Origin of the sequence: uncultured Microscilla sp., from assembly GCF_947493425.1 — a bacterium.
Classification (GTDB): domain Bacteria; phylum Bacteroidota; class Bacteroidia; order Cytophagales; family Microscillaceae; genus Microscilla.
The window spans coordinates 25,263-38,461 of the sequence record NZ_CANLRP010000077.1 but is presented as its reverse complement, the minus strand read 5'-3'; the positions used below and the strand labels follow the sequence as shown (position 1 = coordinate 38,461).

13 protein-coding genes are annotated in these 13,199 nt (G+C 38.7%); 6 read left to right on the top strand and 7 right to left on the bottom strand.

The window, feature by feature from the left end:
• Positions 1–432 precede the first annotated feature (432 nt).
• Positions 433–1,368: an endonuclease/exonuclease/phosphatase family protein gene (locus Q0954_RS19015; protein WP_299459179.1), complete on the bottom strand. Its 936-nt coding sequence runs from the start codon at positions 1,366–1,368 to the stop codon at positions 433–435.
• Between the two features lie 187 nt (positions 1,369–1,555).
• On the opposite strand from Q0954_RS19015, the gene Q0954_RS19010 reads away from it, so the two are divergent.
• Positions 1,556–2,608: a WG repeat-containing protein gene (locus tag Q0954_RS19010; protein ID WP_299459178.1), complete on the top strand. Its 1,053-nt coding sequence runs from the start codon at positions 1,556–1,558 to the stop codon at positions 2,606–2,608.
• 401 nt (positions 2,609–3,009) lie between these two features.
• Here the strand turns inward: Q0954_RS19010 and Q0954_RS19005 are convergent, their stop codons facing one another.
• Positions 3,010–3,363: a DoxX family protein gene (locus Q0954_RS19005; RefSeq protein WP_299459177.1), complete on the bottom strand. Its 354-nt coding sequence runs from the start codon at positions 3,361–3,363 to the stop codon at positions 3,010–3,012.
• Positions 3,364–3,496: 133 nt separating this feature from the next.
• Positions 3,497–4,390: a GNAT family N-acetyltransferase gene (locus Q0954_RS19000; protein WP_299459176.1), complete on the bottom strand. Its 894-nt coding sequence runs from the start codon at positions 4,388–4,390 to the stop codon at positions 3,497–3,499.
• Between the two features lie 300 nt (positions 4,391–4,690).
• Here Q0954_RS19000 and rpmG point away from each other — a divergent pair, with 300 nt between their 5' ends.
• From rpmG to ftsY, 3 genes are all read left to right on the top strand, one after another.
• Positions 4,691–4,873, top strand: coding sequence for a 50S ribosomal protein L33 (rpmG, locus tag Q0954_RS18995; protein WP_002697423.1), 183 nt, complete (start codon positions 4,691–4,693; stop codon positions 4,871–4,873).
• A gap of 69 nt (positions 4,874–4,942) precedes the next feature.
• Positions 4,943–5,092: a DUF4295 domain-containing protein gene (locus tag Q0954_RS18990; protein WP_002697424.1), complete on the top strand. Its 150-nt coding sequence runs from the start codon at positions 4,943–4,945 to the stop codon at positions 5,090–5,092.
• A gap of 215 nt (positions 5,093–5,307) precedes the next feature.
• The gene (ftsY, locus tag Q0954_RS18985) at positions 5,308–6,267 is read left to right on the top strand and encodes a signal recognition particle-docking protein FtsY (protein ID WP_299459175.1); all 960 of its coding nucleotides are present in this window, start codon (positions 5,308–5,310) and stop codon (positions 6,265–6,267) included.
• A 74-nt stretch (positions 6,268–6,341) separates the two neighbouring features.
• Here the strand turns inward: ftsY and Q0954_RS18980 are convergent, their stop codons facing one another.
• Positions 6,342–6,635 (bottom strand): hypothetical protein, encoded by a 294-nt coding sequence (locus tag Q0954_RS18980; RefSeq protein WP_299459174.1) that lies wholly within the window; start codon positions 6,633–6,635, stop codon positions 6,342–6,344.
• 670 nt (positions 6,636–7,305) lie between these two features.
• On the opposite strand from Q0954_RS18980, the gene Q0954_RS18975 reads away from it, so the two are divergent.
• On the top strand, positions 7,306–9,411 hold the full coding sequence (locus Q0954_RS18975) for a tetratricopeptide repeat protein (RefSeq protein WP_299459173.1): 2,106 nt from the start codon (positions 7,306–7,308) through the stop codon (positions 9,409–9,411).
• Positions 9,412–9,417: 6 nt separating this feature from the next.
• Here the strand turns inward: Q0954_RS18975 and Q0954_RS18970 are convergent, their stop codons facing one another.
• From Q0954_RS18970 to Q0954_RS18960, 3 genes are all read right to left on the bottom strand, one after another.
• On the bottom strand, positions 9,418–10,221 hold the full coding sequence (locus Q0954_RS18970) for a GNAT family N-acetyltransferase (RefSeq protein ID WP_299459172.1): 804 nt from the start codon (positions 10,219–10,221) through the stop codon (positions 9,418–9,420).
• A gap of 354 nt (positions 10,222–10,575) precedes the next feature.
• On the bottom strand, positions 10,576–10,965 hold the full coding sequence (locus Q0954_RS18965) for a hypothetical protein (RefSeq protein WP_299459171.1): 390 nt from the start codon (positions 10,963–10,965) through the stop codon (positions 10,576–10,578).
• 408 nt (positions 10,966–11,373) lie between these two features.
• A complete protein-coding gene (locus tag Q0954_RS18960; protein ID WP_299459170.1) occupies positions 11,374–11,673 on the bottom strand; it encodes a hypothetical protein in 300 nt (99 codons plus the stop codon).
• A gap of 173 nt (positions 11,674–11,846) precedes the next feature.
• On the opposite strand from Q0954_RS18960, the gene Q0954_RS18955 reads away from it, so the two are divergent.
• On the top strand, positions 11,847–13,148 hold the full coding sequence (locus tag Q0954_RS18955; protein WP_299459169.1) for a tetratricopeptide repeat protein: 1,302 nt from the start codon (positions 11,847–11,849) through the stop codon (positions 13,146–13,148).
• Positions 13,149–13,199: the final 51 nt, after the last annotated feature.

Below are 13,199 nucleotides of genomic sequence, written 5' to 3'. Positions count from 1 at the left end.
AAGCTCTAAGAATGGGCTATCAAATACAAAAAATAGCTTCCTGATTATCAGTAGATTATGAAATTGGTAGATGGAAGTTGGTAGACCATAGTGGCTTCGCATTCATTCGTAATTCGTAATTGACTAATTCGTAATTGAATATTAGTCCAGAGTCGGTAGTTGGTAGACCGTAGTGGCTTTGCTTTAATTCGTAATTGATCCATTCGTAATTCGTAATTAAATATTAGTCCGGAGTCGGTAGTTGGTAGACCATAGTGGCTTCGCATTCATTCGTAATTCGTAATTGACTAATTCGTAATTTAGTCCAGAGTCGGTAGTTGGTAGACCATAGTGGCTTTGCTTTAATTCGTAATTGATCCATTCGTAATTCGTAATTAAATATTAGTCCGGAGTCGGTAGACCATAGTCGCTTCGCGTGAATTCGTGATTGATTCATTCGTAATTCGTAATTAAAATAGCCTTGTATTGCCCCACAATACCCCAATGGTCGGACGGGGTAGTTTCGGTAGTACCAAAACTAAGACATTGAATATTGAGTGAATGAAAAATATGGTCGATTGGTACCCCCAATAACCAGCTCCAGGCCGGATAAGATGGGCTGAACTCACGACGACTGTCCAGTAAGTTGGCAGTTTTTTTAAAACGCTGTATCACAGGTGACCAACTCACAATATTGTAATCGCCTACTGCAAGCTTATATCCTTTTTTGCCTTTCATATACGCCGCAATTTTTACCAAGTCACTGTTACGACGCTGATACCATTCATTGTTTTTTGGGGGTAATACATGTGACGACACCCAATGCAACTGGCCAAAAGGCATGTCGATAGTGGTGGTGATGCTGGGTAGGTCACTAAAATACCTGGCTTGAGTGTTTTGCATCTCAAATTTAGAAAACATAGCAATACCAAAATTATCATCACGGGTGACAACATATTGGTAAGGGTAGGTGCTTTCCAATCCTTTTTTAAGTGCTCGCCACCAACGATCGTTTACCTCCTCAAAAGAAATAATATCGGCTTCGGTATTTTTGGCTACTGTGATCACTTTTTGGTGTTGGGTATTTCTTTTCCACACATTGAAATGTGCGACCTTAAAAGCAGTACCTTGCAGGTTTTTGGGATCAGGGTGCGACTGCCAAAACCATTGAATAAACAATGTGCTAATGAGTACACTACTTAATATACTACTGGTGAGCAACCACTTCTTTTGCCAAATAAAACTCAGTATTGCTACGCACAAGTATAACACAACTATTTGAACAGCAAATGAGTGTACAATGTCAAATAAAAAGTAATCTAGCGGAAACCGTACAAGTAAAGCAAAGGCGAACAGCAAAGCCGCACTGATTTTCTCAAACTTAGGCATAAGAGACATTTTTTGATTAGTTAAACTTGCCTCAAAGGTGAATACCTTAAGGTAAGTTCTGGTGCTTAAAAGTACTCTAAAGAAAATGATTTTGCCAAAACCTGATAAAAAACAAGTTTGCCCTTGCAAAGCAGTGCATACTTTTCTATGATTACACCTTAAACAAGAAAGTTAAAAATATATCTTAATGAACCCACAACTGATACCTTATCGTGATGGCGAAAAATGGGGATTTGCTGACCCACAAGGCAATGTAATTATTCCCTGTACTTTTGAAGAAGTGCACCCTTTTCAGGAAGGACTGGCAGCTGTTATGCTCGATGGCTTGATTGGTTTTATTGACACCACTGGCAAATTAGTGGTTCCGGCTGACTACGAGGACGTTGCCAATTTTACAGATGGACTGGCAGCGGTCATGTCTGACGACAAGTATGGCTATGTAAACGCTCAAAACAACCTCGTGATTCCTTGTATATATGATTATGCCGGGTTGTTTAAAAACGGGTTTGCTGAAGTAGAAATAGATGAACAACATGGGGTAATTGACGCACAAGGCAATGAAGTAGTAGAGTTGGGCGACAACTTTATCATAGAGGTACAAAACAACCTGGCATTTTTGGCTCGCGATGAACAATACGAAATCATTGACCTAAAAACGCAACAGATGGTACCGCTTGATTATGATGATTTGGATGTGGGCAACCAAACTCACTTGATTGCAGTAGCCCAAATGTTTGAAGATGGACCAGCCTATGGCTACATAAGCCCAGAGGGTAAGCTGTTAATAGACTTTGACTTTGAACAAGCCTATGGCTTTTTCGAGGGCAGAGCTATTATTATGGAAGAAGAGCGCTATGGGTTTATCAATGAAGCGGGACAAGTGATTGTAAAGCCGATTTACGACGATGCACAAGAGTTTAGCGAGGGCTTAGTAGCTCTAAAAAAGGGCGAAAAGTGGGGGTTTATGGACAAAGATGGCAATGAAGCCATACCGTTTAAGTACGACTATGTAGGCTCTTTTCAAAATGGGCGCGCGTATGTGCGTCAAGGCGCCTTGTATGGTTTTATAGACTCTAAAGGTGAAGTGGTAATTCCGATAAAATATACCGCAGATGTACAACAGTTAGACGAAGTAGATGTGGAGTTTTTCCAAAGCTTCGAAAATGGTGTTGCCTTGGTCAACATAGGCGAAAAAATGGGCTATATTGATGTAAATGGCAAAGAGTATTTCAAAGGTTAAGTTTTTTGATGGTTGGCTGGTTTTGGTTTACCTGCCTTTGAATGCTTTGACTCTAACCAACGTTTTTTAAACCAATGCCTTGGCTAATTGTCAGGGCGTTGTTGTTTTAATTGATAAGGTGAAAACTATTGGTATTATCATCACCACTGTGTAGTTGGCAGAGCAATAGGGCAAGTATATTACAGCAAGCGGTAATAAAAAAAGCCCATAATCAATGACTATGGACTTTTAGCGAATCTATAACTAAACTCTAACCTAACTATGTAATGACCTGAGCTACTACAGCCTCAAATTCTTAGATGCCAATGCATCTCTAAACAATAAGTTAAAGACTGTTCTACAAACTTTATTGGTTTTGTATTGCGTTGATTTTTAAAACCTGTAGGTGGAAGTATGAGCTACTAAAGAAATTTTCTATCAAAATAATACGACACTGTCAAAAGAACCAATGCTACAATGGCTCCGTAGTGCTCTCCGTCTGCGATGGCTAAATGGGCAGCTAGAGCGAGTAAAAAATCAAAAAATAGCCCCGCATAAGCCCACTCTTTGAGCCAGGCAGATTTTTTAGTGAGTATGGCCACTACAGCAAGCACTTTGGCTACAGCCAATGGATAAATAATATAAGTGGGGTAGCTTAAGTTGGTAAATACAAGCTTTATTTTTTCGTAGTTGAACACATACATTCCTGCCGACATAAGTACCATAGCTGATAATAAGCCTGTAGCTACCCAATAAATAATTTTTTGTATCCTCATTTTGGTTAAAATAGAATAATGTTGACTGATGCCTTTATGTTAGTTGCATACAAAACTAATATAGTTACATTAAATACAAAAGCGTAAGTTGAGTATTTAACATTTGTTGAGTCAAGAAAGTTCAACCTAAGATTTAGGTTTGTGCCATCACAGGAAACTTAAAGTGATGAGATGCTATCGGGAAGTCTCCCTTAACAAACAGGGGAGAGTTTCCATTTGTTGCTATTGGGGTAGCCGTTAGAGGGAGTTTTTCAGGGGTAAAATGTAGTTCGATAGTATGGGTTCCGGGTAAACTTACCAGTTCTAATACTTCATCAAAGTTTATCTCAGATAAAGGTTTTTGGGTTAGAATGTCATATATATACAAGACCCCTTCTTTAGTTTCAGCTATCACTATTACTTGTTGTTGAGGCAGGTACAATATCTTTTGTCTAAAGGGGTATAACAAGCCCCAGCCTAGTATATAGCCATCGTTTGCGGCACCAAATACTTGAGTAATTGGGGTACGGTTTGCCGTAAACGAAGTAAGCAATTGCCAGTCATCTGGTTGGTCTACATCCAGGTGTACTGCCGAAAAACCAGGAGACAGGTTAGATGGGTAGGCAGCGTGAAATAAGTGTTCTTTTACTTGGCGAAATCCAAAAAGAGGGTAAAAATCAGTAACCGATGGATTGGCAAACAAGAAGAATAAATCAGTTTGGTGAGCATAATCCTTAAAAACAGCTTCCATTAACTTACGGTGATAACCTTTGCCTCTAGCCTGAGGCAAACTACTTACTGCCGAAAATTGTACCCCTTGAATCAAACGATGATTGAGCCATATATCCATGGGGCAAATGCTTACATTAGCAATCATTTGCCTGGTAGTTTCGTCGTACATAGCGTATCCTTGATATTTTGGATCCCAACAGCCTCGTTTATACCACTCAGTAAATGATACTCCAGTAAAAATCTGAGGAACAAGCTCAAAAAACGCTTGACGATATTCTGCATTTTCTCGGTAATAATGAATAAGTTTAACAGACATTTGGTATTTGTTTGGTAAAGTACCCAATGTACAAAATATATCTTTTACAGGCGAGTCAAGTTGTACGTTAGTATACATACCTGAGCTTAAACCACACCGCAATCAGTTTGCGTTAAAAATATTGTCTTAAGAAGATTAGTCCACCATACAAGCCAAAAGAGCAAGCAGTGACTTGGTTTTTTGGTGGTTAAATGAAGATATAGGGTATAGTGGCTCATAAAAAAAATTCCTGACATAAACTCGACTTTATGCCTTTTATACTTTATATTTGCGTGCTCAAATTTGAAATTTACTGGAATAATGGCGAAGAAAGGAAATAGAATTCAAGTTATCTTGGAGTGTACCGAACACAAAAAAAGCGGTATGCCTGGTATGTCAAGATATATAACAACAAAGAACCGCAAGAACACTACTCAACGCATAGAGTTGAAAAAATACAACCCGGTTCTAAAAAAGCATACTGTTCACAAAGAAATTAAGTAATTTCAATGACTTAAACCCTCCCTTGTATTGAGAGAGGCAATTTGTATAGTCAAAAAATTTGAATGAATTATGGCAAAGAAAACCGTAGCAACACTTAAAACCGGAGAAGGTGCTAAGTTTGTGAAAATCGTAAAGGCTGTGAAGTCTGCAAAAACTGGAGCATACACTTTTAAAGAAGAAATGGTGCCAGTAGGAGAGGCAAAAGAAGCATTGAAGTAATTTTATGCTTACTTATCTTTAAGATATTCTGAAGAAGTTTCATCCAGTGAAACTTCTTTTTTTTTATCTTTTTATGAGCTATCTTGGCAAAGTTGTGCAGCGTTTAGGTGAAAAACTGACAGTTTGGCACCAACTACTGCTTCTTATTGTTTCGGCTTCTTACTTGATAGGATTTACTTGTGCAAATCCAAACTAATTAATAATAAAATTATACCATGGGAATATTCGGTATTTTTAATAAGAAAAAAAAGGAAAAACTCGACCAGGGTTTGGAGAAAACCAAGAAAAATTTCCTTTCAAAACTAGGTAAAAAGCTAGTGGGTAAGTCGAAAGTAGACGATGAAGTACTAGACGACTTGGAAGAAGTGTTGATTAGTTCGGATGTGGGAGTGGACACTACAATCAAAATCATTGAACGGATAGAGGAGAGAGTAAAAAAAGAAAAGTTTTTTGCCAATGAACTTGACGGCATTCTCAAAGATGAAATAGCCCACCTTTTAGCTGAAAGCAACCAGGATAATGTAGAAGAATTTGACTTGCCCAAAGACACCAAGCCTTATGTAATAATGGTTGTGGGGGTAAATGGAGTAGGAAAAACAACCACCATTGGTAAACTAGCCAATCAGTTTAAACTTGCTGGAAAAGAAGTGGTGCTGGGGGCTGCCGATACCTTTAGAGCAGCAGCAGTAGACCAGCTCAAAGTATGGGGTGAGCGAGTAGGGGTGCCTGTGATTGAGCTCGGTATGAACAAAGATCCAGCATCAGTAGCATTTGACGCAGTAGAGAAAGGGGTAGAGATGAATGCTGATGTGGTGATTGTAGATACAGCCGGACGTTTACAAACCAAAGTACCATTAATGAACGAGCTGAGTAAAATCAAGCGGGTAATGAGCAAAGTAATTCCTGAAGCACCACACGAGGTATTGCTGGTATTGGATGGGAGCACAGGGCAAAATGCCATTTCTCAGGCTAAAGCCTTTACCGAAGCTACAGAAGTAACTGCCCTTGCCATTACCAAGTTAGATGGCACTGCCAAAGGTGGCGTAGTCATTGGCATCTCCGATCAGTTCAAAGTACCTGTAAAATACATAGGAGTAGGTGAAGGTATAGAGGATTTGCAGATTTTTAATAAACATGAGTTTGTAGACTCACTGTTTAAGAAAGAAGAAGCGTAACAACACCCTTGGAAAGGATGAAAAAATAAACAAAAACCAACAGACCTCATTCGTATGAATGGGGTCTGTTGGTTTTACAGCAAATCATTTGTTTTTCCGCTGTTTTCTAAGCGCAACTTTAGTCGTTTCGAGGATTGAGAACTTACTCTCGATGCAATCAATCCATTATCCATTAGGTGTATATTTATCTTTTTTTGGTGTACCAATGCAGCAAGTTGTAGATTGATAATATCGTTTGATGAGCCTTTACATTCTTTGATATTGATCTGATTGATATGCGGGTATTTGGTTATAAGTTGCTTGAAATTATCAAGTGAGTTGCTGTTGATTACTCCATCCATTTCCAATATACTGTCACCTGTTAACACTTTGGAAATGCCATGTTACCTTTCGTTAGTCCCATTATTGGTTTTGCAAGACGCCAACACTACCATTGTAAACATAAGATACACTGTTTTTTTCATGAGTTCTTGCATTAATTTCTAACTATGTATTGAGGTTTATTCCTTCATAACCAAGCCTGCCAGACACTGCAAGCTGTTGGTATGAAAAAAAAGTACCCAGCCCCCCCCCTAAGGTGTATGAAAAAAACATTAAAAAGCAAAGAGGATAAAAGGTAAATCATTGTTAACCAATGCATTGTTCAGCTTAAAAAAATAGCTTCCAAAAGAACACTCAATATCTAAAAAACCTGGCATATAAAAACTCTTTACGCTCTTTGGACAGCTCCGGAGCTAATCAGATTTTTTTTTGTTTTTTAATTGGTAAAAGCGTTCTGTTAACCCAACAATAGTACAAATGTTTCGTTTTAAAGTTATAACAAAAAAAGTTTATAACAATAACTAACAGGTGTTAGAGCTAAGTGATTGCTTAACAGATTGTTACGATAATAATTCAACAAAATACCCTAACCCGCATGACTCGGTAATCTACACCGAAACTCAAACCACAGCTATCACACACTCATTGTATCCGCTTGAGCCTTCACCCATCTCCACTTTTGCAAATCTATGATGTTCGTCTTAAATGTACCGCTACATGAAACAAACTTGTTTAATACTATTATGGACATTTTATTGTCTGATACCCCAACAAACCAATGCCCAAAGTCGGGAGATTGACCGCCTGACCCAAAAATTACAGGCTGTAAAGGCAGATAGTCAGAAAGTGACATTACTCAACAAACTCTCTTATGCGTTTTATGGAGTTGATGTAAAGCAGGAAAGAGCATATGCGGAACAAGCACTGGAACTTGCCCAAAAAATAGGATATAAAAAAGGGGAAGCCTCTGCTTATAAAAATATTGGAGTAACTTACATTAGTCAGGCAAACTATACCAAAGCTCTGGAGTATTACTTCAAAGCTTTGAAAATCGTTGAATCTACTCAGGATAGGAAAAGCATAGCCTGGATATTTAATGACATTGGCATGGTATATTACGAACAGGCAGAATATTCTCAAGCACTAAAGTATTTTTTCAAAGGGCTTACCCTTGCGCGGGAACTCAACCATGCTCCTAAAATAGCGCTTATATCGGCAAGCATTACAGAAGTTTATTACGCCCAAAAAGACTATGACAATGCATTGATATACAGCCAAAAGGCCCTGGAAATAAGCAGTAAAAATGATAATAAATTTATCAAATACTTCTCAATGGGTTATGTAGGGCTCATCTATGGTAAAAAGCATGAATATGACAAGGCTATAGCCCTGCTCAAAAAAACCCTTGCTGGATTTGAAATGATCGGCAAGCAGTACTATAAAGCCTATTTCTCGGTGCGTTTTGGCAATATATACCTACAACAAGGGAATGCCATACTTGCCGAAAAATACCTGAAACAAGGGGTTGCCACTGCAAAAAAAATAAAATCAGACCGGGATGTGGTGGAAGGCTTACGGGGACTATACCAACTCTACAAAGCTCAAGGTAACTCCCGCAAGGCACTTATGTTCCATGAACAATTTATACTCTGGAAAGATAGCATCTTTAATCAACAAAAAGTAAAGGAAATAGCCAACCTGCAGGCTACCTACGAGGTGGATAAAAAGCATCAGGAAAACGAATTGCTACGCAAAGACAAAGAAATACAGGATAAAAAACTTAAAGCAAGCAAGGCTACCCAACAAACACAGTTTTATTTTCTGATTGCCGTGAGCGGGGCTTCTATATTTACTCTGGTATTTGCGTTCATCCTGTTTGGGTATTACCGCTCAAAAAAGAAAGCCAATGCTTTACTCACAAGTCTTAATGGTGAGTTGAGGTTGCAAAAAGATGAAATATCAGTTCAAAATGAAGAACTGTACCAACAGCAAGAAGAAATTTTGGCTCAACAAGAGGCCATAGAAGTTAAAAATAAGGAACTGGGCAAAAAAAATGAGCTGATTTTTCAAAGCCTCAAAGTGGCAAAAAACATTCAGACAGCTACTTTCCCTTCCAAAGAGAGAGTATCCAGATTTTTGTCTGAATATTTTGTTATTTATCGCCCCAAAGATATTGTATCGGGGGATTTTTATTGGATAGAACAAGTAGAAGGTAAAAGGTTTGTAGTGGCAGTGGACTGTACCGGACACGGTGTTCCAGGGGCATTTATGAGCATGGTAGCCAATACCCTGCTTGACAACATTATCAAAGTAAATAAAGTTTTTAATCCTTCAGAAATTCTTGACCGCCTGCATACCAATATTACGAATGGCCTTAAGCAGGAACAAACGGGTAATAACAGTGGCATGGACGTTGCCATATGTGTTATAGAAGATGCCTCATCGGACAACGATATCTGCCTTAGTTTTGCTGGTGCCAAAAGGCCTTTATTTTATGTATCGGTTAACAAAAAACACACCCTAAATACGTTGGAAGGTACCCGACGCTCTATTGGCGGATACCAAAATGAAAATATTGTCTTTGAAACACAGCAGCTGACCCTACCATCAGGAAGCATGTTTTATATTGGTTCTGATGGTTTGGCTGACCAAAACAATAAAGCCCGCAAGAAGTTTGGAAACCGCTACCTGAAACAAATACTTGCAGAGGTGGCTTTTCTGGAGTTGCCCCAGCAAAAATCGCACATAGAACAAATGCTGGATAACCACATGGAAGACTGTGAACAACGGGATGATATTTTACTGGTAGGGGTACAAATTTGAAAAAAATCAGAACTCCACGCTCAATATCCGGTGCTTACTCACAAAACCTGCTTTGTAAATAGACCGGCATGAGCCTATATTTTCTTTTTCGCAAGAGCATATTGGGGTAAGCCCCTGCTGGTAACATTTCTTTTTTGCTTCATTCAGTAGGTAAGCTCCTGCACCTTGGCGGCGATAAGGAATGCTCACTACCATACCCACGTCGCCTATTCCTGGTTGTGAATCACTTTTGCGAGCTTCACAAGCGCCTATAATCTCCTCTCCAGCTTGCCACAAAAACAACTCTTGTCTTTGTATTCTAAGGGCATAATAGCTTTCTAGCCATGTTTTATCTGCTCCTATAGCTACTACTCCAAAGTTTACTGCAGCTTGATGGTCGCTGGTTTGAGCAACTGTCAACACAGGCTTGGTTCCATTGGCCAAAGCAGGGGCAACCAAATCACGCTTTTTATGATCTTGAAACAAATATGAGTGCGGAGTAATAGTGCGGGCAAAATCTGCGCAAGCACTTACAAATACAGGGGCGTTAGTGCTTACTATGCCAGACTTAATCTTATGTTGGGCCAATAGTTGAGCAAAAACCTCTTCTAATAAAGGGAGAGCAGTGTCTATCAAAAAAAAGTTGATCAAGACATTGGCATCATCAATTACATAAAATCCAATGTTTTTGTGTTGATGACTAATACTCCAGTGGGTGGCATTGCCAGTAATTTCGTCCCACATGCCATCAAAAGGGGCATGTAACGAAGCATAAAATGAAGCATAAATTGTTGAAAGATTGTTTTTTGATTTTACTTTGATGAACTCCATATTGTATTTAATTCAAAAAAAACTAAATGTATAAAATTTAGGTTTTAGTTGAAAACACTCTGCTGTTCTCAACTTCATTTAGCTCAGCATAGCAGAGCGTTATACACTCTTCGCCAAATAAAAATGATGTTTTAGCAAACAGTGTAAAAAAACAAAAATCCTTAAAGAAAAGTTTGCAACCTGTTGATTTTTAGTACAATGCCAAGTGCTTATCCTCCTGCAATGACTTCTAATTGTGGCTTTCATAAATCACCAAAAATCAATATGATATATGTAGTTTTCTGTGAAACAGGGTTTGGCTAAAAGCTAATGACTAAACCCTGTTAGCACTAAGTTAAATAGATTCATAAAAAACTATTCATAGGGTTTCCCCCGATCTTTGAGCAATAATTTGGCAAAGTGAACATCTTGAGGGTTCCATTCCTGAGGCGATTTAATAATGTCGCGTAGCTCTGGGTTGGTAAATTTATGTAAATAATGGGTTTTAGGGACATCGTTTATTTGTTCGGCAGCTTTGCTCAACAATTCATTGACATTATCTATATCGCTGCGAGCAATGCGCAACAACCATTTAGCCCTTAAGTGATCTCCAATGAGGGGTTGCCCCAATAGCTCAGGAATTTCTTCGAGCTGATATTGTACCTCAAACTCAGTTAAAAACTCTAGCAAAGGTTGAGCATCCTGAGGGCTAAAAAAAGATTGATAGTTAATAAAGTCGTCAGTATTTGGTGAAGTATTAGTCATAATATGTATGTAAATAGTGTTTAGTACTATAGCAACAACAGAAAGGGAGTACATTCTGTTGGTTTTCGTGAAAAATCCCCAGCTCATTTATCCTGAAACTCTTGGCAGGTAAATAATACTTAGGAATGGTACCAAAATAAATTTACATTCTTAACCTCATCTTTTGAGGCTATACTTTGTTAAAAAATAGCCGAATAGCGCTGCTATTAGCCGACCATCCCTCAAGCTCGCTCAATATCCACTGGATATTGCCGTGCCTCGTCTAGCAACAAAATATTTTAGCGTTACTATAGAAATTTATTTTTACACCATTCCTTAGAATTCGTCTCTCGAAAAAACAAAAACCTGGGATGAGTTCTTGTTCTAATATACTAAAATTTAGGCAAGCTTGTATGTACAACAAAGATGTTATTCATTTACACCTTTTTTTATTCCTCTTTTGTAAATCGCCCACAAAAGGTAACGCATCATCAAAAAACCATACATCAAACCCGCCAAAAAACCCTCTAACATACGCCAACGCAAATGGGGAAGTATATCTTTATTCACATGAAATAGTTTGTAGTTTTTGGGTAACTTGCTGGTATCAGTATAGGTACCAAACACCTCAGTAACATGTTGAATAGGCGGTTGTTTTGATAGTTCAAAAAAAGACAATGCTCCAGCAATACCAAATGCAATAATGAATAGAATGTGTATAGGTTTCATTGATTATAATTCGTGTTTGACTACAAATATACTGGTGCTATGGTTTTTATCTTGATCTTACAGTTTTTTTTCTGTCTTGAGGCAGTGTTTACCTCCATTAAGTAGCCTTAAAAACATCCATCAGTCCTGTATTTTTCTTATATTTATCATTGAACCCAATCTCTTGACAAGTGATGGAAAATGAGCAATACCTGAAATATAAAAACGAAGAAACCAGCCAATACATTGAAAAGGTAAAAAGACTGCTTGATAGTAAGCTGTACGAAAACCTACGTCTTGCGCTGCAGCTCATCGCCAGCGGAGGGGTTCCTTCCGAATTACTTACTTACCTGTATGTCATCAGTCTTTGTTGCGAAGATTTGGACATTGCTAAACAGGCACATGAGTTATTTAGAGCCAACGCACCCCAGGTATTGCTTGATTATACCCAAAATTTGTGGGACTATGATGACCCACTGAGTCTCAGTGAACACGAAGTTTCAGAGTTTTTGGAGGAGACCAAAGAGATTGAAGACTTAGACACTGCGTTGTTGGCAAACCTAATGCTGAAATATGGTAACATAGGAGGAGCCTATTGTCTCAAAAATAACACTGCTTCACCTCAGCACATTTTACAAGAAGTTTACAATACAGAATGGCTTTCATTATCTGCTTTTGAACTTGACAAACTGCCCCCTGAAGTGGGTTTATTTACCGAAACAAAACACTTAGTGCTAAGTAATAATAATTTTACCGACATACCCGACGAGCTCCAAAAACTGGTAAACCTGGAAAGAGTTTATTTTAACGACACGCCTTTGAGTAATGAGGCAATACTGAAAATGGAGTGTTTTTTCCCAAAAGCCATGGGCTATCATTACTCGGTATTGGGGCGTAGTGCTTTTCAGGAAGAAAACTACGAGAGTGCGTCTCATTATATGCAAAAAGCATTGGCACTGGATAATAGCAAATCTGATTACTGGAATGTGCAGGGAGTAGCCTTGGGGCGACTCCAAAACCGTGAAGAGGCGATTCGTTGTTTTGATAAAGCGCTTGCCTTGAACCCTCAGGATACTTTAGCCTTTTCGAACAAAGCACATGTTTTCCACTTGATGGGGAAAGAAACTGAATCACTTGCTGCTGCCAATGCTGGATTGGCGATATATAAGCAAAACCCACAAATAGCACGAAGCTGGGAAGGTTCTCTGTACTTTCGCAAAGGGCAAGCTTTGTTTTACCTCAAACAGTATGAAGAGTCGCACCAGGCGTACGACCAAGCCTTAAGTATAGAGCCTTTGATGGGAGGTGCATGGTTTAACAAGGCCTGTACTTACGCCCACCAGCAAAACAAAACTGAGATGCTCAAGCATTTAGACCAAGCCATTCGTTGTGATGCCAAGTTTAAGTGGGATGCTCCCAAAGACACTGATTTTAAGGCGTATTGGCAAGATTCGGATTTCAGGGCGTTGGTAGGGCATAATTCAGAGAACACATAGTGGCAGAAGATGGGGAGAATGATTTAGATAGGTAAGGAGATGAACAAAATA

Excerpts from the sequence above, each read along its gene's own strand:
- Q0954_RS19015 (WP_299459179.1), bottom strand. The coding sequence starts at position 1,368 with ATGCCTAAGTTTGAGAAAATCAGTGCGGCTTTGCTGTTCGCCTTTGCT.
- Q0954_RS19010 (WP_299459178.1), top strand. The coding sequence starts at position 1,556 with ATGAACCCACAACTGATACCTTATCGTGATGGCGAAAAATGGGGATTT.
- Q0954_RS19005 (WP_299459177.1), bottom strand. The coding sequence starts at position 3,363 with ATGAGGATACAAAAAATTATTTATTGGGTAGCTACAGGCTTATTATCA.
- Q0954_RS19000 (WP_299459176.1), bottom strand. The coding sequence starts at position 4,390 with ATGTCTGTTAAACTTATTCATTATTACCGAGAAAATGCAGAATATCGT.
- rpmG (WP_002697423.1), top strand. The coding sequence starts at position 4,691 with ATGGCGAAGAAAGGAAATAGAATTCAAGTTATCTTGGAGTGTACCGAA.
- Q0954_RS18990 (WP_002697424.1), top strand. The coding sequence starts at position 4,943 with ATGGCAAAGAAAACCGTAGCAACACTTAAAACCGGAGAAGGTGCTAAG.
- ftsY (WP_299459175.1), top strand. The coding sequence starts at position 5,308 with ATGGGAATATTCGGTATTTTTAATAAGAAAAAAAAGGAAAAACTCGAC.
- Q0954_RS18975 (WP_299459173.1), top strand. The coding sequence starts at position 7,306 with ATGAAACAAACTTGTTTAATACTATTATGGACATTTTATTGTCTGATA.
- Q0954_RS18970 (WP_299459172.1), bottom strand. The coding sequence starts at position 10,221 with ATGGAGTTCATCAAAGTAAAATCAAAAAACAATCTTTCAACAATTTAT.
- Q0954_RS18965 (WP_299459171.1), bottom strand. The coding sequence starts at position 10,965 with ATGACTAATACTTCACCAAATACTGACGACTTTATTAACTATCAATCT.
- Q0954_RS18960 (WP_299459170.1), bottom strand. The coding sequence starts at position 11,673 with ATGAAACCTATACACATTCTATTCATTATTGCATTTGGTATTGCTGGA.
- Q0954_RS18955 (WP_299459169.1), top strand. The coding sequence starts at position 11,847 with ATGGAAAATGAGCAATACCTGAAATATAAAAACGAAGAAACCAGCCAA.